This window comes from Nocardia sp. Tas62D01 (assembly GCF_055232035.1).
This window is the reverse complement of the sequence record NZ_JBUYUZ010000001.1, coordinates 8,316,978-8,335,473: the sequence shown is the minus strand read 5'-3', so window position 1 is coordinate 8,335,473 and position 18,496 is coordinate 8,316,978. Positions and strand designations below refer to the sequence as shown.

Genomic DNA, 18,496 nt, shown 5'->3' with positions numbered 1-18,496 from the left:
GGTCGTCAGCTCCGTGGTCATGGATGGTCGGCGGGCTCAGACGCGCTCGGATCATGTGCGGCTTGTGGCGCAATATCTGGGATGGCGACCAGGGAGTGGGCTGGAGCTGAAGGAGCTGGATGAGTTTCTGTTGGCGCGGGCGAGGGAGCATGATTCGCTGGCATTGCTGTTCCGGCTCGCGTGTGAGTACCTGGTCTCGGCGCGGGTGATCCGGCCGGGTCCGGTCACGGTGGTGGAGCGGGTCGCCCACGCCCGTGAGCAGGCTCAAGAGGAAACCTACGACCGATTCGCGCACGAGTTCACCCCTGAGCGGTGTGTGGAGCTGGATGCGTTGCTGGCCACTGATGTTTCGATCGGGATGTCACGGTTGCGGCGGTTGTCGACCGGGCCGGTGGAGGCGTCGGCAAAGGCGGTGAAGGCCGAGGTCGACAAGCTGGGGTTCCTGCGTGGTCTGGGCGCGGACACGCTGGATATGTCGGTGCTTCCTGCGGAGCGGCGCCGGTTCCTGGCCACGATGGGCCGCCGGTTGACGCCGCAGGCTCTGGAACGGCGGGATCCGCAGCGCCGCTACCCGATCCTGTTGACGGTGCTGGCGCAGTCGGCCACCGATGTGCTCGACGAGGTGGTGCAGCTGTTCGACCAGGCGATCTCGGCGAAGTTCAGCACGGCTGAAAAGCGGATGCAGGAGGAGTTGACCGAACGCGGCAAGGCCGGTGAAGACCGGCAAGCGTTGCTGGACGAGCTGCTGTCCATCATCACCGACCCACAGATCCCCGACGAGGAGATCGGTGGCCTGATCCGCGGCGAGAAGATCGGGTGGGAGCGGTTGCGTGCGGCGATAGCGCCGGCCAAGCCCCGGCTGCCGCGTGATCACGGGCATCTAGCCGTGTTGGGTTCCTCCTACAGTTACCTGCGGCAGTTCACTCCGCACGTGTTGTTGACGGTGCGGTTCGCTGGTGCACCGCAGCGACCGAGCTGCTGATCGCGGTGGACATCCTTCGGGAGCTGAATGCCACCGGTTCCCGCAGGGTGCCCGCCCGTTGGGCGACTGCGGGTTCCCGCAAGCCGGATCCCGTCGAATCTGTAACGGCTGCCGTGTACGCACCAGTGTCGACCTGTCGGGGTTCGCAATACACTCCCGGGCCATGCGAATCGGCTACGGACGCGTCTCCACCCGCGATCAGCATCCCGAAGCCCAACACGACGCACTCACCGCGGCCGGGTGCGAACAGATCTTCATCGACAAGGCCTCCGGCAAGCTCGCCTCCCGCCCCGAGTTGAGCAAGGCCCTGCTAGTTGCCAACCGGCCCAAAGACCAACTGGTGGTGACCAAACTCGACCGGCTCGGCCGGTCCCTCGAGCATCTGATCGAGCTGGCCAAAACTCTGCAGGACCGCAGCGTGGACCTGGTGGTGTTGGACCAGGGCATCGACACCTCGACCGCCGTCGGCCGCATGTTCTTCCAGATCCTCGGCGCGATAGCCGAATTCGAGCACGCGCTGATGTCCGAACGCACCCGCGACGGACTGGCCGCGGCCCGCGCCCATGGGCGCACCGGCGGCCAGAAACCCAAACTCGGTCGTCGGCAGGTACTGCTGGCCCGGCAGCTGTACGACGAACTCGACGAACACGGCAAACGCCGCTACACCGTCGACCAGATCGCCGCCGAATTCGGCGTCACCCGCCCCACCATCTACCGACACCTCAACAAGACGACCCCATAGCCGCGCCACCCCTGCGCGCCGCACCGAAGCTGACCGGGCACTACCCGAACTTCGTTCCCGACACGGCATCCACACTGCGCAGTGTGCCCGCCGCGACGCCTGCGACCGCCGTCGAGGGTGAACCCGGTGGCACCATGATCGCGTCACTCGACTCGCGCGAGGTGCCGGACCTGCAGGCCGGCGACCAGGTGCGGTGCACGGTGCACGTGGACGCGTCCGGTTGGGGGCAGGGGGTGGGCCACCGACGTGGGACGTCACGCACTGCCGCAGGTCGTAGCCACCGGCGTTCCGGCTCACCCCCTGCTCAAGACCCATGTGAGTGGCAAGTGTCGCCAGGACGACACTTGCCACTCACGTGGGTTAGGGACCGGTTACGTCCGGTATCGGAAGAGGATCCGGCCGCGGGCCAGGTCGTACGGGCTGAGCTCCACCAAGACCCGGTCGAAGGGCATGATCTTGATGTAGTTCTTCCGTATCTTCCCGCTGATGTGCGCGAGCACGGTGTGCCCGTTGGCGAGCTCTACCGTGAAGATGGCGTTGCGCAGGCACTCCAGCACGGTGCCCTCGATCTCGATGCCCTTGCTCGTCTTGGTCATCGCAGCACCAGTTCCAGGTTGCTGCCGACGCGCCGGGCGCCGATGCCGTCGAACAGCGCCGTTGCCGCGGTGTTGGATTCGTTCACCTCGGTGTACGCCGGGCCGAGCCCGTCCCGGTGCAGCGTGCCCAGCGCGTGCGCCAGCAGCGCCCGCGCCACGCCGGTGCGTTGCTCCCCGGCAGGGACCGCGATCAGGCCGATGCGCGGCTGCCGGGTCGCCTGCACCACGCGAATCAGCCCGATATAGCGGCCCGATCGCACCGCGACCGCGTATTTGGACGGGTCGACGACGGTGTCGCCGTCCGGGCGGGGCAGCACTTCGGCGGGCAGGTCCTGCCAGCCGACGGTCGCCTCGACCTCGTCGCGGATCGCCCGGTCCAATGCCCGCAGCGGACCTTCCGCCGCGGCCCCCGCGGCCACAATCGTGACCCCCGGCGGCGGTGCGGTGGCGTCGAGTCCGGTGACCGCCGGGTCGGTGGGCACGGAATACTCCCACTCGCGGCGGCCCGGCGTGAAGCCCGCCCGCCGCCAGTCTGCGGTCAGGTCGGTCTCGACCTCGTCCACCACGGTGTACAGCGGCCGCGGCAGCTCGGCCCGCAGGGCCGCGGCGAGCTGGTCGAACACGGTGGCGTGCCAGGCGTCGACGCTGACGAAGAGCCGCCCGTCCGGCCGCCGGGCCACGTCGCCGCTGCCGACCACCCGGCCGTCCACCGCGGCGTGCCACTGGGTGTCCGCGACCCGCGTGATAACGGCGGCGGGCTCGCCTGTTTCGAACGTGAAATGTTGTGAATACATGGTTGTCGCCTCTCGGGATTGCCGTTGCTCAGGCGCTCCCGGCGACAACTACGACGTTCGCCCAACCGTGACGGCGAGAGGGAGCACCCACTTCGATGCAGCGTTCATGGGTCTCACCTCCTCGCACGATGTCACGGTCCCGACAGGCTACCAACCACACCGGCCCACGGGCCACTCCTTTTTCGGCGACCGATTGGCAACCTCCGGCGTATTCACACCGAGGCGCGATCATCGACCGTGCCCGGCTATCAGGCCAGGTCGGCGACCTCCAAGTAGATCTGGCGCTCGACGGCGATCTCGGCGAGGAGGCCGTGCGCCCCGCTGACGGAGGCCGTCGTGTGGAACGCGGCTACCGCGATCTCGCCGGTCCGCAGCCGCTGTCCGGTGAACTCGCGCTGCCCGAGGATGATCGGCTGCGCATGGTCGAACTCCCAGTGCCGCACGTCATCCCGCAGTGGCGCACCCAGCATGTCGGTGACGCTGCCGGGGATCAGGCGCGCGACCACGATCTGGTCGAAACTGGGCCGCCGCGCGATCCGGTGCGCCAGATACAGCCGTCCACTCCGGCCGAAGCACAGGTGAGTGAGCAGCTCGCCGCCGCGGCGGCTGTGCGGGTCCAGCACGGCGAAGGAAACCACGGACCGAACCGTCGCCCGCACATCCTTCGCGATCGGCACACCGCCGCGTTCGCGGTAGCCGCGAATCAGGGTGCCGTGGAAGGCCGTGCGTGGCCGCTCGCGGCGCGGGTCCAGCTCCGCGAGCGCGAAGCCGTCCGGATCGAAGGAGTGGACGCCGTCGTATCCGACCCGCCGGTCGGCGCCGAGCGCTCGTTGCCCGCGCTCGTCCAGCTCGATATCGAGTACTACCTGAAAGTTGTATGGCGGCAGAAACATTGGACGATGCGAGAAGTAGCAGTCGACGCCGGTGCCGAACACCAGCATGTCGTTCATGCCTGCCGCGCCCGCGGTGTCGTACCTGGCCGCCCGGGTGCGGATCCCGTTCAAGGGAGCCTCCTTTCCCTCCAGCCCCTCAGGCCGAACATGCCGCGAAAAGAGCATGCGGCAACGAGTGCCGAGCCACCCCAATCGCGGCATCCAGGGTACTCACCAGCCGGAATGCGTCGGGAGCAGGTCTGCGGACGTCGTGGAGTGCGGCCGACAGATCCCTCTGGTACCTCGGCGGGTCGAGGCACTGCCTACGGTCGTCTCGGCGGACGTCGGAGCAACACCCCGGCCGACCCGAGGGCGCCGGGATCCGTGCGCGACGCGGCTTCGGCAAGTGACGCTGCGGGGTCCGGAGGCGAGGCCGGACGCGCCGGAACTAGTGGCAGCGCGACGGTTAGTTGTACGACTTGGTGACCCCGTCGAGCAGGTGCTCGAGGGTGTCGTAGGTCGGGGTGTCGATCACATCGATGAGGTCGGCAGGCACCGGGACATGGTTGTCGGCGGTGACCTTGGCGAACGGGGCGGTGTCGCCGGTGCGGAAGCCGTGTTCGGCGGCCAGTCGCTGCAGTTGCGGGTCGGTGGTCAGCAGGCGTCCGATGCGGTCGCCTTCCGCGTTGAGCGGAACCAGGGTGTGCTTGGACAGCACGGTCGGCGACGGGTAGGTCAGCACCATGCCGGGCTTGAGCTGGCCCTGCGCGGCGGCCTCCACGTACTGGGCCTCGTAGATCAGGACCAGCGGGGTCGGGCCCATGCCCGCCGACAGGTATTCCCTGAACGGGCCGTCGCTGGAGTTCTCGGTGTAGCCCTGGCGGACGAACAGCTTCGACACTGTGGGCAGGACCGACTGCTCAGCGGCCGGGCCCTGCACGACGGTGTTGTCGTTGGCGACGTAGCTGGCGATGGCGAGGTACATGGCCGCGGAGTTCGAGCTGCGCGGGTCGGTCGTGGAGACCACGATGTTCTTGCGCACGGGGTAGCCGGTGTTGTCGGGAAGGAAGTCCCACTGGGTGTCGGAGCGGACGAGTTCGAGGTAGCGAGCCATATCGAAGGTCGCGACCGGGCCGGGGTGCACGACGCCAGCCGTGGTCAGCAGGTCCGCGATCGGCTGGAACGTCGCGATCGCCATCGGCGACGAGAACGGCGTGTACTTCGCGCTGATATTGCGGGCCCGCTGGATCCGTTCGGCCGCAGGGCCACTCGACGGAAACGCGAAGTCGTACTTGCCGAGATCGATCGAGGTGGCGATCTGCCGCGAACCGGCCGGATCGACCTCGACCTTCACCCCGCTGCGGGCCAGGGCGTCGATCACCTTCGGGTCCTGGAAGAACGCCATCTTCTCCGACCCGACCACACCGTGCACGGTGGTCAGCGACTGCGCGACCGGTGTGGCGGCGGTGGGCGAATCCGGTTGGCGCACAGCGACTACGACCACAATCGCGGCGACCAGGATGGCGGCGGCGATGGACAGGGGTACGGCGCGCTTCTTCGTGAAGATCGTGCCGGGGAGGTTCCCGACGAGCTGGCGCACATCACGACCTCGGAAACTCCAATTCCGCGCTGATCCGACGGTACCCGTTGTGGCTGAGGCTGATTCGGCGACAACCGTTGATTCGGCGGTGTCAGCAGTTGCCGTTTCCAGTTCGCGCCGCGCAACGCGCTCGATCAGAATGGGGACGAACTCCCGCACCGGATGGCCCTCGAAGCGCCGTCGCGCGCTCCCCACCGCGGCCTCGATGCGTTCTACGGGGTAGGTGTCGGTGTAGCTCTCGACCAGCCGATCGGTCAACCGGCGGATCGCCTGCTCTTCGCGGACAGTAACGCCACCCACCACAATCTCCTCGGCCTCACATCGGACTGAAGTCACGACAGAAACACCGCCCTGCCCGCGCCGCAGCAAACCCTACGGAATTTTCGGCGGCTCTACGGCGTACATACGCAAAGTTCAACGCACCCTTGGCAATCCGACACCCGCCGTTGTCCCGGCGTTAGCAACCGGTCCGATTGCTCACCTCAGCGCAGCGCCGGGAGGTGGTCGATACCAGCTGCTACGCCGTCGGTGCAGTTGTGCCGAACAGGGCACGCAAGTCGGGGAGGTTGCCGATTCGCTGCGTCGTGGGTCGGTGCGGTGCATCTGTCTGCGGCGAGCCGGTTTCACGCAGTCGCGCCCGTATCCGCGCCGGTGTGGTGCGTCCAGGACCGGCGGCCAGCATGCCCTGGTAGGAGGCGACGGTGCCGACGATGATGGGCGACGCGCTGGAGGTGCCGCTGAAAACGTCGGTGTACCAGAGGTCCTCGTCGCTGCCGCCCTGTAGGTCGCCATAGCCGGTGGTGGTCACCTCGCGGCCCCAGCCCTGCACATCGATGCGAGAACCGTAGTTGGAGAACGCGAGTCGCGATCGTGCCGGTCCGTGATCGCGGCCGCGGAACCCCGGCGGTGGCGCGCCCGCACCGACGATGATGGCGCCGGAGTCGTCGGCGCCGCCGCGGAACGGGTTGCGCCACGACGCCGGAAAGTCGGCGGGGCGCGTGTCATACAGTGCGTCGTCCAGGTTTTCGGCGCCGTTGCCACCGGCCTCCACCACGATGACGCCGCGGTCGATCGCGTAGCGGATCGCCGCGTAGTCGTCGGGCCACCATTCGATCGCGATGTAGCCGCCCTGGTCCGGTCGGGCCGCGTAGTTGAATCGGGGTCCGGGACGGTGCAATTCGAGCAGAATGACGTCCCCGGCGCTGAGCGCGTCGGCCGCGGCGCGGATCGCGGCGGCCGATCCGGCTCCGAAGATCGCCACCGCTCGGATGTTCGCCTCGGGCGCGATACCGGTGATACCGAAGGCGTTTACGTCCCCGCTGATCTCCCCGGCGACCGCGGTGCCGTGGTTGCGCCAGCCCGCGTCGGTGGACGGGGTACCGCCGATCACGCCGCCCTGATTGTCGAGGAGATCCTCGTGGGTGAAGCGCCAGGCGCCCTCGACGTCCACGATGCGAATGCCGGTGCCGCGCCCGCCCGGTCGCGTCCACGCCCAGCGCGCGTCGATGCCCTGCGGCGCCGCATCCAGATAACCCTGTCGCGCTTCGAAACTCGGGGTCACCGGCGGCGCGTCGGCCAGGGACGGTGCGATATCGACACCGGCATCAATCGGAGCGATGGGCGGTTCGGCGGGCGACTTGATGTAGGCGGCCTCGACGGTGTCGTCGCCGCGCAGCCGTTCGGCGACCGCCTCGAGGTTGTCGGCGACCCCGCGCACCGCGAAGTAGTTCAGATAGTCCGCCCCTTCTGGCTCCGCCGGTGTGCCCGCCAGCCTGTGGTGGAGTCGGTTGGCGGGCCCGAAGATTCGGACAAGTTCAGCACCGTCCGGAAGCAGCTCGGACACGTGTGATTCCGTGGTGCGGGTGGTCTCGAGCGCAATCTGATCGCGGCCTTCAGGCGATGGGTCACGACGATCAATTCCGCCGGCGACCGGAGCACGCTGGTTCCCGATGACCCATTCGAACTGCGACGCCGGTCTGTCGATGCCATGGTGCACAGTCAACCTGTTGTGCCGTCCGCCCGCCAGCTCAGTTGGGCGCCACCGGAACCCGGGCCGCGTCCGGGAGGCGCACCGGGCCGCCGCGCCGGCGACTGACGGTCAGCATCTCGAGCGCTCCCATCACGATCAGACACCCACCCGCGACCAGCGCCATGGCGTCGAGTGCGTTGAAGGGCGCGACGATCAGCACGATGCCGAACACCATCGTGAACAGGCCGAACAGTTCCTGTTTACCGCCTTCGAGCATGTTGTCGATCCACACCGCCACGGTGGCCTGGACGATGCCGCGGATCGCCCAGCCCAGGCCGACCCACAAGGCAAGCAGCAGTACCGAATTGCCGCTGCTGAAGCACAACAGTGCCAACAACCACGACAGCGCGCCGCTGACGAACACCAGCACGCGCAACGGCATGGCGAACCGGGCGACCACCGCGATGATCACCTGTAGCACGCCGCTGAGCACCAGATACAGCCCGAATAGCAGCTCCGCGATGGCCACCGACTTATGTGGCCACACCGCGATCACCAGCCCCAGGACCACCGAGCAGCCGCCGGCAATCAGCACCGCCTCCCGTGCCCCATGGAAAAGCACACCTCCACGCCCCGCGCTCTCGTTTTCGGGCATAGCTACATGATATGACGCAGAGGCGTGGATAACCTGATGTTTGCTTAGATCCCCGTGTCGCGGGTCGTCGATCGACGCGCGTCGACTGGCCTTGTCAGGAGCCGGATTTCAGGAAGACCCCGCGCGCGTGGGTGCCATCAGGGAGTTGCCACGGCGCGGTGACGTGCGCACTTTCCGGTTCCGGGCCGGGGCGCAGTACACGTTCGATGCGGATGACCGAATCGCCAAGGGTGATGTCGGTGTAGTCCGATCCGTCCCGAGTCGACACCAATTCGCCTGCGGGGAACCCGGTATCGGCGATGGTCACGGTGACCGAAATGTCCGGGGTGTCGCTCGCTTGCTGCGCCTGTGGCTGCGCCTTGCCCGCCAGCAACGTCGCCACCTGGGCCGCCAGCACCGGGTCGCGGGTACCGTCGTATAACCACCGTTGGCCGAGTACGCCGTGCAGCGAGGTGCCGACAAGTCCGTCCTCGGCGCCGTCGAGCGGGTCTCCCCGATAGGTCAGGGGCACGTGGTAGGTCACCGGCTCCGCCGCGGAACTGTCGGTGACTATCATGAACTCCATCCCGACCTCGCCCGCCGGATCGTCGAGCCGGAAGCCACCGGCCTTCCGCAACTGCGGCGGCTGCCCACTGTCGCGGAACCAAGCCCGCGTCGGCAACCAGGCGGCGAGCAACTCGAGCTTGCCGGGCGACATGGTGGTCTCATAGATAGCGACATGGTGGTCTCATAGATGACAGCCACGTCGCACTGTAACCGGCGACCGACCGGCGAGTCGGTATCGGATTCGATGCCCCGGCCTGGCGGGGATAGTCGGTCGCTTTCCGCACTTGCTGAATACTGCTCAGGCGGACTGGAATTCGACAGTACGGGTGACGGCGGACGCGCGCAAGAGTTCGACGGCGATCCAGCAGGCGCCGACGGTGACCAGTGCGCCCCAGCCGATCCGTGCGGCGTGCGGGAGGTAGAAGTGCGGCAGGTAGGTGACCGATGCGAGGGCCAGCGGGATGCCGCTCCAGCGCTGCATGCTGCCCGAGCGCCAGATGGCGATGGCGGCAAAGATTGCCGCCGCGGCGATGAGGACGAGTCCGATGGCGAAGACGGTGACCGCGATCGGGTCTGTCTGGAAGTCCTCGCCGACCGCGGTGAAGGAGGCATTGCCGTCGGCGACGGCGCGGGCGGCGATGGCCCGCAGCCCGTACACCTCGGCGCCATAGTAGGAGATGCTCAGCGCGGAGCCGATGTAGCCCAGGGTGGCGGCGATGTAGGCGAGTTTCTCATTCCTGTTGCCCTGCAGGTGATTTCGCAAAGCGCCCCAGCCCAGTGCGATGAGGATGAGGCCGACGATGGCGCAGACGTGACCGACCGCCCATCCGGTCGACGCCCAGGAAGCGGCGCCTTCGAGTAACCAACAGTCGACGAGTTCCTGAGCCGTCCTGTCTTCTCCCCCCTGCCGTTTCGTGCCTGGGCCTGGCGGTTTCCTCGTTCCCCTGCGCCATATCACTCGACTGAAGTAGCCTCGCTGCGGCCGATCAGATCACGGCTGTAGCGATAGTTCTTCACTGGGAGTGAAATCAAGGAGGCGTGGGTTGGCGCTCGCGGCGGTGCGGGATCTGCGGGCTCCGGCGACCGAGGACGAACTCGCCGCGTTCGAGACCGACGTGCTATCTGGGTTTGTTCTGGCGCGGGCCTCCGCGGGGCTGGTGGACTCCACGATCCGTAACGACGTCAATCACCTTGAGCTGGTTCGGGATTGGTTCGGTCGGCCATTGTGGGAGATGGAGCCTTCCGACGCCGACACCTATTTTGGGAAGGTGCTGCGGGAGGCGAAGCCATCCACGCGGACCGGCCGCGCGGCCGCGCTGACGGTGTTCTTCCACTTCCTGGAGCTGCGACACAAGGTCGAGCTGCACAATCTCACCGGCCGGGTCGTGGAATGCCCACTCGACGAGATCAACCGGCCGCGGGCGTCGGTGGATCCGCAGCTACGCATCCCGCCGACGGCCGAGGAGATCGAGCAGTTGTTCGCCGGGTGGCGCGCAGAGCTGGCGACCTGCCGCAAGTTCGCCCCGATCGCCCGCAACTACGCCGTCGCCCGCCTGGCCGCCGATGTCGGCTTGCGGATCAACGAGGCCCGCATGCTCGATCTCGACGACGTGCGGTGGGAGCTGGGCCGGTTCGGAAAGCTGAATGTCCGCCATGGCAAGGGATCTCGCCGCAAGGGCCCGAAACCTCGACTGGTGCCGCTGATCAACGGCGCCGACCGGAGTCTGCGCTGGTTCATCGAGGACGTCCTCGGTCTGTTCGACATCGACCCCTCGCGCCACGGGACGCCGCTGTTTCCGTCCGAGCGTAAGAACACCGACGGCACCGCCATGCGCGCGACCGCCGACGTGTTCCGCCGTGCCCTCGCCGATGCCGCCGACCGGCATCTGCTGACCTGGTCCGGGAAACTGACACCGCATGTCCTGCGCCATTTTTGCGCTTCCCAGCTTTATCTCGCTGGGATGAACCTGTTCGCGATCCAGGAATTATGTGGTCACTCCTGGACGGCCACAACTGCCCGGTATATCCACGTCCACGCCACCCATGTCGAAGACGCGTGGGTGACCGGGCAGCGCCGGGTCGCCGACCGATGGAAAGGACTCACCCGATGAAATGGAACCTGCGCCTGGCCGCGGCCAACCGCGGCATCTGGAAGGCCAGCGAACTGCAACGCATGCTCGCCGACCGCGAGCTGGTTATCAGCGCCGGGAAGATGTCCGGGCTGTGGTCGGGCAACCCGAATGTCGTCAAACTCCGCGACCTGGACGTCATCTGCGCTGTCCTCGGCTGCGGCGTCGAGGAACTGCTCATCCCCGAACCCGAGACCGTCACCGCACCGGTTCCGGCGGCCGAGGACACGCCTGCGGCGGTCGGCGAGGTTCGGCCGGTCGTCCCACGCGCCCGGACCGGGAGGTCGCTGCCGCCTCGATGAACTGCCTGCACTGCGGCACTCCGCTGCCGGAGAAACGGCGGCGAGACAAAATCTATTGCAGCCGAACCTGTTCGGCACTTGCCTCCTACTACCGGCGAAGAAACGGTGAGCCGCTCCCGTCACGCTGGCAGCACCAAGCGCTGACCGTCAGCGATCCCGCCCTGCGGGCGGCGGCGCAGCACGCGCAGCAGCTCGCCGCGACGAGGGGCTGGAGCCCGTCGACCTTGCACTGCGTGCTCGATGGGTTGGTCACCGTGCTCGACGGGCGGACCGCCGGTGACAAGGTGCCGGTGAGCGAGATCCGTCAGCGACCTCACCGCCACGTGTCCAGGACACGGCTGATCGAGGTGCTTGCCGATCTGGATCTCCTTCACGACGATTCGACACCGCCGGTTCGTTCCTGGATCGACCGCGCGACAAGCGATCTCGCGCCCGGATTCGCCAGTCCGGTCCGATCCTGGCTGCTGGTTCTGCTCGACGGCGACGCCCGCGCCAGACCCCGCTCGCCCGCCACCTTATATGCCTATTTCGGCGACGTTCGGCCGATCCTGCGCCAATGGGCGACCCACTACGGTCACCTGCGGGAAGTCACCAAATCCGACATCTACGCCGCCCTCGAGCCGCTGCACGGCTACCAGCGCAACAACGCAGTTCAGGCGCTGCGCTCGTTGTTCCGAACCACCAAGAAACGTGGCCTCACCTTCGACAACCCGACCATCGGCGTCAAAGCACCACACATCGACCCCGCGATGGTGCCGATGACCGACGACGAGATCCGCATCATCGAGCAGTTGGCCGTCCGGCCATCCGACCGTCTCGCCCTTGCCTTGGCCGCCGAACACGCGGCCCGGACGAACACGATCAGAAACCTGATGCTCGACGACGTTGATCTGCCCAACCGCCGCATCACTCTGGCCGGCCACAACCAGAGGGTCGGCGACCTCACCTACCGGGCGATGCGAGCTTGGCTCAACCACCGCCGCACCACCTGGCCGCACAGCCCCAACTCACACCTGCTCGTCAGCCCCCGCACCGTCCACGGCACAGGACCGGTCAGCCACGAATTCGCGCGTTTCTCCCTGGGGCACAACGGATTCAGCATCGACCGAATCCGCGCCGACCGCATCCTGCACGAAGCCCTCACCGCCGGACCGGACCCACTGCACCTGTCCCTTGTCTTCAACATCCACCACGAGACCGCCCTGCGCTACTCGACCGTCGCCGAGCACCTACTCAGCGACGAAATCGAACAGCCACCTGGCCGATAGAACAGTCCGGAACGGCTAGAATCCGGCCACGAACCCACCGCATTCCAGATCTGCGAGCGCCGAAAAGCCGTGGGTTCCCGTTGAAATCGCTTCAGTCGCGATGAACCCACGGGAGAGCCCGGAATCCTGAAGCTGGCCCGAGCCGCAAAGTAGGTTCGCGCTCAGCGTGATTCGTCTACTGCTGCCGGTGGCGTGGGTAGCTGTCGCGTTCGAGGTGGCGGTAGATGGTTTTGCGGGAGACGCCGGAGGTGTCGGCGATCTGGGCGCCGGTGTATTTGCATTTGCCTTGCTGGTCGAGTTCGTCGTACATCTCGCGGGCCTCGAGCACCTGTAACTTGGTCAAGGGCGGGTGGGGCGGCCGCCGGCCCGGCTGCGGGTCCGCGCGGATTCCATGCCTTCGAGGGTGCCTTCGCTGATCAGGTCGGCGGTCATCTTGTCTATGGCGGCGATGGCGTGGAGCAGGGACCGTCGGGCCGGGGTGGTGGTGTCGATGCGCTGTTTGAGCACGATGAGGTCGATGCTGCGCTCGTTGAGTGCGGCGGCGAGTTCGGTCATGTGCCGCGCCGAGCGGAATGGGCGCGAGAGCGGGGTGATCACTAGTTCGTCGCCGCGGCGCAGGTGTTCGAAGTATTTGTCCCTCTTCGGGCGGCGCGTGAGCTTGCCGGTTGCCTTGTCCACTCAGATCCGTTCGCATCCGGCGTCGGCGAGGGCGTCGATCTGGGAGTCGTCTTTTTGCCTGCGGGTTGATACTCGCGCGTATCCGAATCGAGCCATGCCCGGGGCTGTCCCGTAAAGGGCTGACATGTCCGGTTCTGTCTCGTAGGTATCGCACACGGGTTGTGCCCCAAAGGGCGTGGTGTGCGAGCTGCTGGTTTCCGGAGGGAGCCGGTGCGGCCGTTTTACGGCCCAACCCGATGCTCAAGGAAATAGTGCTCCGAGCTCAGATAAATCCAGCTTCGCTGGGTGCGGATCATGACGTGTGGTGAGCCGAACCAGGTGCGCCAGCCCTGGGCGAGATGGCTGCGGTGACGCGGTGCGCCAGCGCGCACAGGTGGTCGATGAGTTCGGGCGGTTCGTGCACTCGGAATCCGAAGCCGAAAAGCCCCACATAGACGGCCAATTCGTCCAGCGAGTTCGAACCCGTGTGCAGCAGGCAGGATGTCTCGTCGACGGCCTCGATGACACCGACGGTAGCGGGAATTCGATCGGCGGCCTCCGCCGCCGAAACATGCAAGGTGATTCGAGCCTGGTAGCGGTAGGGGGCAGTGCTCACACCGCGCGAGACGAAACCGGTGAGATCGATCTCGGGCGCCGGGCGCGGATCGAATCGCGGTCCGGTCGGGATGCGTGGCTGCAGTCGGTCGACCCGGTAGGTGCGCCAGTCGGCGCGGTCGACGTCCCAGCCGACCAGATACCAGTGTCGTCCGGTGTGGACGAGCCGATGCGGTTCGGCGGTCCGACGGGCGGTGCTTCCGTCGTAGGTACGGTAATCGAATCGGAGCTGGTGCCGATCGCGAATCGCGGCGGCGATGGCGGTGAGTGTCTTTGGATCGACCTGTGTGGTGCCGGCCGGGATGGTTACCGTCGCAGCCTGCAGGGTGGCGATCCGCTGGCGCAGTCGGGACGGGAGCACCTGTTCGAGTTTTGCGAGCGCGCGCAGCGAACTTTCCTCGATGCCGGTGATGGTGCCACCAGCAGCCGTGCGCAATCCCAACGCGACCGCGACGGCTTCCTCGTCGTCCAACAACAGCGGCGGCAGTACGGCCCCGGCGCCCAGTCGATACCCTGCCGCACCGGCGACCGCATGCACGGGATAGCCCAGCGCGCGAAGTTTGTCGACGTCGCGGCGCACGGTGCGCATGTCGACGTCCAGGCGTTCGGCGAGTTCACGCCCGGTCCAGTCGCGGGGGGTCTGCAGGAGCGAGAGCAATCGGAGCAATCGCGCTGAGGTCTCGAGCATAAAAACTATTCTTCCGGAAACCTAGGGCGGAAACTGTCCTAGGAGCCTACTAACGTAGTTTCCATGAGCACCGAGATCACCTCCTTCCGGATCGACATCCCCCAGGCACAGCTCGACGACTTGAACCGGCGACTGGACGCCACCCGCTGGCCCGACGGGGTAACCGGCGTGGGCTGGGCACAGGGTATCCCGCTCGACTACACCAGAGAACTGGCCGACTACTGGCGCAACACCTACGACTGGCGAACGCAGGAGGCCCGGCTCAACTCCTTCCCGCAGTTCCGCACCGAGATCGACGGCCACGACCTGCATTTCATCCACGTCCGGTCGGCAGAACCCGATGCGTTGCCGCTGGTGCTCACGCACGGATGGCCCGGATCGATCGTGGAATTCCTCGATGTGATCGGACCGCTGACGGACCCGGTGGCGCACGGTGGCGACGCCCAGGACGCGTTCCATGTCGTGGTGCCGACAATCCCCGGCTACGGCTTCTCGGGCCCCGCCGTCGGCTGGTCGACAGCACGAGCCGCGCGCGCATGGGCGCAGCTGATGGCCAGGCTCGGCTACGACCGTTACGTCGCGCACGGAGAAGACACCGGGGCAGCCATTTCCCGCGAGCTGGCGGTGATCGATGCCGAGCACGTAGTGGCGCTGCACGTGACGATGATCGCCTCGGCCACCGTCACGCCCGAGACCGCCGATCTCGACAACCCCGCTGAGAAGCGTGCCCTGCAGCTGGCTCAACGGGCCCAGTACGAACTGGGCGCGTATGCGATGTTGCAGGCGAGCCGCCCGCAAACCCTGTCCTACGCACTCGCCGACTCACCGGTGGGTCAATTGGCTTGGATCGTCGAACGATTCAAGGACTGGACCGATTCCATCGACGTGCCCGAGGATGCCGTCGACCGCGACGCGATGCTGACCAACGTGATGATCTATTGGCTCAACGGCACCGCGGGCTCGTCGGCACGCTACTACTACGAAGGCGCCGCTACCTGGGGCCAACCCGAACCCGACACCGACGTCCCGGTTGCCGTGGCCGTTCTGCCCTACGACCTCGGCGTCCCCGTTCGCCGGATCGCCGAGCAGAACCACAACATCGTGCGCTGGACCGAGTTCGAACGCGGCGGCCATTTCGCTGCCATGGAAGAACCCGACCTGATCATCGACGACGTGCGCGCCGCGTTCCGCGAGCACCGTAAGTAGCCCCGGATCTCGGCGATCCACCCCGGTCGAGCAGTAATCAAAACCACGGCTCCCACCACGCCGCCAACAACGCCGGCAGCATCCGCCGGTAGTGGTTGGAGTACGAGCTGCGCAGCACCGTGCGCACGCAGGCCTGGAATACCTGGTCGTTGGCCTTGGCCTCTTTCACCAGCTCCCGCAGCGTCTTCTCCCCGACCACTGGATACAGGCCTCGCGCACAACGTCGTCGGGGTAATCGACAGCGGCTTCGGCGAGCCGGAACAGGATGTTCTCCTTGCCCCGCACCCGCCGTAGATCCTCGGTCAGCTCCTTCTCCACCCGCCGATCCGCCCGCGTGTTCACCTTGTGCACCAGCTCGATCAGCAGATCCACCAGCGCGTCGGTGATCTCCGCCGACCGCACCCAGCACAATGCCGCCAACAAGGTCAGCATGGTCGGCTCGGGCATATCCCGCAGATCCGACGGGAACGACCGTGCCGCCCGCGCCCGCCAGGCGTCGACCAGCTTCTCACTCGCGTCGGCGAACAAATCCGCAGGCAGCTCGAGCGCCCGCACCGCGGCCAGCTTGTCCACCTCCCGCAGCAACGTCTCCAAACTGACCTTGCCCGGATCGGACTTCAACTCCGCCAACAGATTGCGGCCACTGGCCAATGGCGCGGCGCCGATCGCGATCAGGTTGGTCAACCGGTCGATCGACACATCACTGAGCCGTGAGACGGTGCGATCGCAGAACCGTTTCTCGAAGGTTGTTCGCGCCGACCCGATGATCCGGTCGATACGACCCGGTGGTTCGATCCGCTTGGCCCGGCAGCGCACCAGCAGCGCTTTGCGCAGCTGCTCGTCCCGCAGCTCGACCGGGCACACTTCCGTCGCCAGCCACGCCGCGAGCTTGTCCTCGTCGCTGCGAGAGGATTCCCGAAAGCCGAACGCATCCCGCACCTGCGCCCGGTGGTACTCAATCGTGCGGCCAGTCCAGCGGTCGGTGTCCAGCAGCGCCGGATCGACCTTCACCTGCTCGGCCATGTACGCCACCGCGGCGGCCGGTAACTCCTCCGGCCAGGTAGGGAACCGGCCCTCGAGTTCGAAGAACTTCAGCAACAGACCGAGGCGAGTCGCGCCCGACTTGTTGCCCACCAACCGCCAGTCCTCACCGACCAGCGTCCACGACCCGATCAAATCCTCGGTCGACCACTCCTGACGCACGCCCGGCAACAGCAGACGAATCAGCCTGAGCGCGAAGCTACTTTGCGGCTCGGGCCAGCTTCAGGATTCCGGGGCCATGTCGGGAAGCCGGGCACGTCCTCGAACCGGGCCTGACTGAACCGGCGGACCGGACCCGGCGACGACGCCACGAGACCATCCGAGATGCCTTGCGGCGCAAGCTTCACGACCTACTGACCCACCCGGACACAGGAATAGCCGATCAACTCGCGCCGCTGACCGAAGTCTTCGACACCGTCCCCGGCCCGCGAGTGTCATGAACTGGCTCCAGAAACGCGGCAGCGGTCCGCGCCTGCTCGCGATCTCGCGATGCGCGCGCAGACGAACCCATCACCCATGAACTGCTCGATGCCTATCCGCAAGGCTATGCCCTGCACCGAGTCCGCGACCTCCTCGTTCACGCCGGAATCCTTCCCGGGCGTGATGCCTGGTTGCCCACCTGGGTGCGGATGCGCTCGGCGATCGCATCGAGGAGGGGTTCACGGGCGTTGCTGTCGAGCCTGCGATACGGGGTTCCAGACCGGTGAGGTCGTGTTCTAGGGAGCTATGCCTTTGGTGTGCTGCCGCTGACGATACGGTGGATGGTGGAGCGGCCGACGCTGTTTACGGAACACTTGTTACGACCTATCCGGGAAACTCTCGGTCCCCGTCAGGTCCGAGGTGTGGGCGTTCCAGCTGGCGAGTAGGCGGATCGCGTCGTGTTCGGGTGAGCCCGGTTGCGGGGTGAACACGGTCATGACCTGATCTGCGGCTGTGTCGATGGTGAGGTTCTCGAAGGGCAGGGTGAGCCTTCCGATCAGGGGATGCTGGAAGACCTTGGTGCCTGCGCGGTGTGTCTTGACGTCGTTGGCGGCCCAGCGGGTGCGGAATGCGTGGCTGCGGGTGGACAGCTGACCGATGAGGGCGACCAGCTCTGGGTCGTCGGGGTGTCGACCGGCCTCGATGCGCAGGACTGACACCGTGTCCCCGGCGATACACTCCCACTCGGGAAACAGGCCCCGGGCCGCGTGCTCGTCTAGGAACATGAAGCGCGCTGCGTTCACCGGGCTCTCGGTGTCGAGCATCGTCGTGTAGAGGGCCCGTCCGAGATCGTTGGCGGCGAGAAGGTCGAGACGGCTGTTGAACACGACAGCGGGCAGGTGACTGATCGAGTCGAGCAGTACCCGGATCCCGGGGCTGATCGTGGCAGTGATCGCTGTTTTGCGACGCTTGCGGGCTTCAGGGGTCAGTGCTGCGAGCAACCGGTCGAGGTGGGCGCATTCGTCGTCGTCGAGTCGTAGCACCGCGGCGATAGATTCCACGACACCCGGTGAGGGGCCTGTGGCCCGGCCTCGCTCGAGGCGGATGTAGTACTCGGGGCTGATCCCGGCCAGCAGAGCTACCTCCTCGCGCCGCAGGCCCTTCACGCGGCGTCGGGTCCCGGTCGAGGGGAGGCCCGCGTCGGCAGGTGAGACCCGGTCACGGCGGCTGCTGAGGAATTCGCGGACCGCTGTGCGCGCTGCCTCCTTCTCGTCCATGGTATCGAGCGTAGCCGCAGGTAGGCCGCGTAAAGGGGCACCGTGAGTACCCCTCTCGGCAGACCCTGTCTCGACCGCAGGACACGGTGTTGTCTGGAGCCAGGGAACACCGAGGCCGTGATGCCGCGCTCGGCCGG

19 protein-coding genes and 1 pseudogene are annotated in these 18,496 nt (G+C 66.8%); 6 read left to right on the top strand and 14 right to left on the bottom strand.

Annotation, left to right across the window (positions count from 1 at the left end; genetic code table 11):
* Positions 1 to 25 precede the first annotated feature (25 nt).
* Positions 26 to 1,032 (top strand): annotated as a pseudogene (locus ACV7NQ_RS40205) (DUF4158 domain-containing protein); the annotation flags it as partial.
* 113 nt (positions 1,033 to 1,145) lie between these two features.
* Positions 1,146 to 1,724 carry a recombinase family protein gene (locus ACV7NQ_RS40200; RefSeq protein ID WP_463364289.1) on the top strand — a complete coding sequence of 193 codons (579 nt, stop codon included), beginning with the start codon at positions 1,146 to 1,148 and terminating at the stop codon, positions 1,722 to 1,724.
* 371 nt (positions 1,725 to 2,095) lie between these two features.
* Here ACV7NQ_RS40200 and infA read toward each other — a convergent pair whose 3' ends face one another.
* From infA to ACV7NQ_RS40160, 8 genes are all read right to left on the bottom strand, one after another.
* Positions 2,096 to 2,320 (bottom strand): translation initiation factor IF-1, encoded by a 225-nt coding sequence (gene infA / locus ACV7NQ_RS40195; protein WP_463364288.1) that lies wholly within the window; start codon positions 2,318 to 2,320, stop codon positions 2,096 to 2,098.
* On the bottom strand, positions 2,317 to 3,114 hold the full coding sequence (locus ACV7NQ_RS40190; protein WP_463364287.1) for a GNAT family N-acetyltransferase: 798 nt from the start codon (positions 3,112 to 3,114) through the stop codon (positions 2,317 to 2,319). Before ACV7NQ_RS40190 ends, infA begins: the two co-directional genes overlap by 4 nt.
* 248 nt (positions 3,115 to 3,362) lie before the next feature.
* Positions 3,363 to 4,118 carry a hypothetical protein gene (locus ACV7NQ_RS40185; protein WP_463364286.1) on the bottom strand — a complete coding sequence of 252 codons (756 nt, stop codon included), beginning with the start codon at positions 4,116 to 4,118 and terminating at the stop codon, positions 3,363 to 3,365.
* 334 nt (positions 4,119 to 4,452) lie between these two features.
* Positions 4,453 to 5,922: a three-helix bundle dimerization domain-containing protein gene (locus ACV7NQ_RS40180; RefSeq protein WP_463364285.1), complete on the bottom strand. Its 1,470-nt coding sequence runs from the start codon at positions 5,920 to 5,922 to the stop codon at positions 4,453 to 4,455.
* A gap of 181 nt (positions 5,923 to 6,103) precedes the next feature.
* Entirely contained in the window at positions 6,104 to 7,429 is a 1,326-nt protein-coding gene (locus ACV7NQ_RS40175) for a S8 family serine peptidase (protein ID WP_463364284.1), read from the bottom strand.
* A 184-nt stretch (positions 7,430 to 7,613) separates the two neighbouring features.
* Positions 7,614 to 8,210 carry an HdeD family acid-resistance protein gene (locus tag ACV7NQ_RS40170; protein ID WP_463364283.1) on the bottom strand — a complete coding sequence of 199 codons (597 nt, stop codon included), beginning with the start codon at positions 8,208 to 8,210 and terminating at the stop codon, positions 7,614 to 7,616.
* 94 nt (positions 8,211 to 8,304) lie between these two features.
* Positions 8,305 to 8,907 carry a maltokinase N-terminal cap-like domain-containing protein gene (locus ACV7NQ_RS40165; protein ID WP_463364282.1) on the bottom strand — a complete coding sequence of 201 codons (603 nt, stop codon included), beginning with the start codon at positions 8,905 to 8,907 and terminating at the stop codon, positions 8,305 to 8,307.
* A 147-nt stretch (positions 8,908 to 9,054) separates the two neighbouring features.
* A complete protein-coding gene (locus tag ACV7NQ_RS40160) occupies positions 9,055 to 9,519 on the bottom strand; it encodes a hypothetical protein (protein WP_463364281.1) in 465 nt (154 codons plus the stop codon).
* A 280-nt stretch (positions 9,520 to 9,799) separates the two neighbouring features.
* On the opposite strand from ACV7NQ_RS40160, the gene ACV7NQ_RS40155 reads away from it, so the two are divergent.
* From ACV7NQ_RS40155 to ACV7NQ_RS40145, 3 genes are read left to right on the top strand one after another with little or no spacing between them, the layout of a single operon-like run.
* Positions 9,800 to 10,867 (top strand): tyrosine-type recombinase/integrase, encoded by a 1,068-nt coding sequence (locus ACV7NQ_RS40155; RefSeq protein WP_463364280.1) that lies wholly within the window; start codon positions 9,800 to 9,802, stop codon positions 10,865 to 10,867.
* On the top strand, positions 10,864 to 11,187 hold the full coding sequence (locus tag ACV7NQ_RS40150) for a helix-turn-helix domain-containing protein (RefSeq protein WP_463357732.1): 324 nt from the start codon (positions 10,864 to 10,866) through the stop codon (positions 11,185 to 11,187). The genes ACV7NQ_RS40155 and ACV7NQ_RS40150 overlap by 4 nt, the downstream gene beginning before the upstream one ends.
* Positions 11,184 to 12,455: an integrase gene (locus ACV7NQ_RS40145; protein ID WP_463357731.1), complete on the top strand. Its 1,272-nt coding sequence runs from the start codon at positions 11,184 to 11,186 to the stop codon at positions 12,453 to 12,455. The genes ACV7NQ_RS40150 and ACV7NQ_RS40145 overlap by 4 nt, the downstream gene beginning before the upstream one ends.
* A gap of 175 nt (positions 12,456 to 12,630) precedes the next feature.
* On the opposite strand, the gene ACV7NQ_RS40140 is transcribed toward ACV7NQ_RS40145, so the two are convergent.
* The 3 genes from ACV7NQ_RS40140 to ACV7NQ_RS40130 all read right to left on the bottom strand — a co-directional run bounded on the left by ACV7NQ_RS40140 (position 12,631) and on the right by ACV7NQ_RS40130 (position 14,415).
* Positions 12,631 to 12,798 (bottom strand): hypothetical protein, encoded by a 168-nt coding sequence (locus tag ACV7NQ_RS40140; RefSeq protein ID WP_463364279.1) that lies wholly within the window; start codon positions 12,796 to 12,798, stop codon positions 12,631 to 12,633.
* Positions 12,795 to 13,133, bottom strand: coding sequence for a recombinase family protein (locus ACV7NQ_RS40135; RefSeq protein WP_463364278.1), 339 nt, complete (start codon positions 13,131 to 13,133; stop codon positions 12,795 to 12,797). The genes ACV7NQ_RS40140 and ACV7NQ_RS40135 overlap by 4 nt, the downstream gene beginning before the upstream one ends.
* A gap of 292 nt (positions 13,134 to 13,425) precedes the next feature.
* Positions 13,426 to 14,415 (bottom strand): helix-turn-helix transcriptional regulator, encoded by a 990-nt coding sequence (locus ACV7NQ_RS40130; RefSeq protein ID WP_463364277.1) that lies wholly within the window; start codon positions 14,413 to 14,415, stop codon positions 13,426 to 13,428.
* Between the two features lie 63 nt (positions 14,416 to 14,478).
* Here ACV7NQ_RS40130 and ACV7NQ_RS40125 point away from each other — a divergent pair, with 63 nt between their 5' ends.
* The gene (locus tag ACV7NQ_RS40125; RefSeq protein ID WP_463364276.1) at positions 14,479 to 15,621 is read left to right on the top strand and encodes an epoxide hydrolase family protein; all 1,143 of its coding nucleotides are present in this window, start codon (positions 14,479 to 14,481) and stop codon (positions 15,619 to 15,621) included.
* Between the two features lie 37 nt (positions 15,622 to 15,658).
* On the opposite strand, the gene ACV7NQ_RS40120 is transcribed toward ACV7NQ_RS40125, so the two are convergent.
* The 3 genes from ACV7NQ_RS40120 to ACV7NQ_RS40110 form a co-directional block, all read right to left on the bottom strand.
* Positions 15,659 to 15,790, bottom strand: coding sequence for a hypothetical protein (locus ACV7NQ_RS40120; RefSeq protein WP_463364275.1), 132 nt, complete (start codon positions 15,788 to 15,790; stop codon positions 15,659 to 15,661).
* The gene (locus ACV7NQ_RS40115; RefSeq protein ID WP_463364274.1) at positions 15,787 to 16,824 is read right to left on the bottom strand and encodes a DUF4158 domain-containing protein; all 1,038 of its coding nucleotides are present in this window, start codon (positions 16,822 to 16,824) and stop codon (positions 15,787 to 15,789) included. Before ACV7NQ_RS40115 ends, ACV7NQ_RS40120 begins: the two co-directional genes overlap by 4 nt.
* Positions 16,825 to 17,459: 635 nt before the next feature.
* Positions 17,460 to 18,359, bottom strand: a complete 900-nt coding sequence (locus ACV7NQ_RS40110) for a helix-turn-helix domain-containing protein (RefSeq protein WP_463364273.1) — start codon at positions 18,357 to 18,359, stop codon at positions 17,460 to 17,462.
* Positions 18,360 to 18,496: the final 137 nt, after the last annotated feature.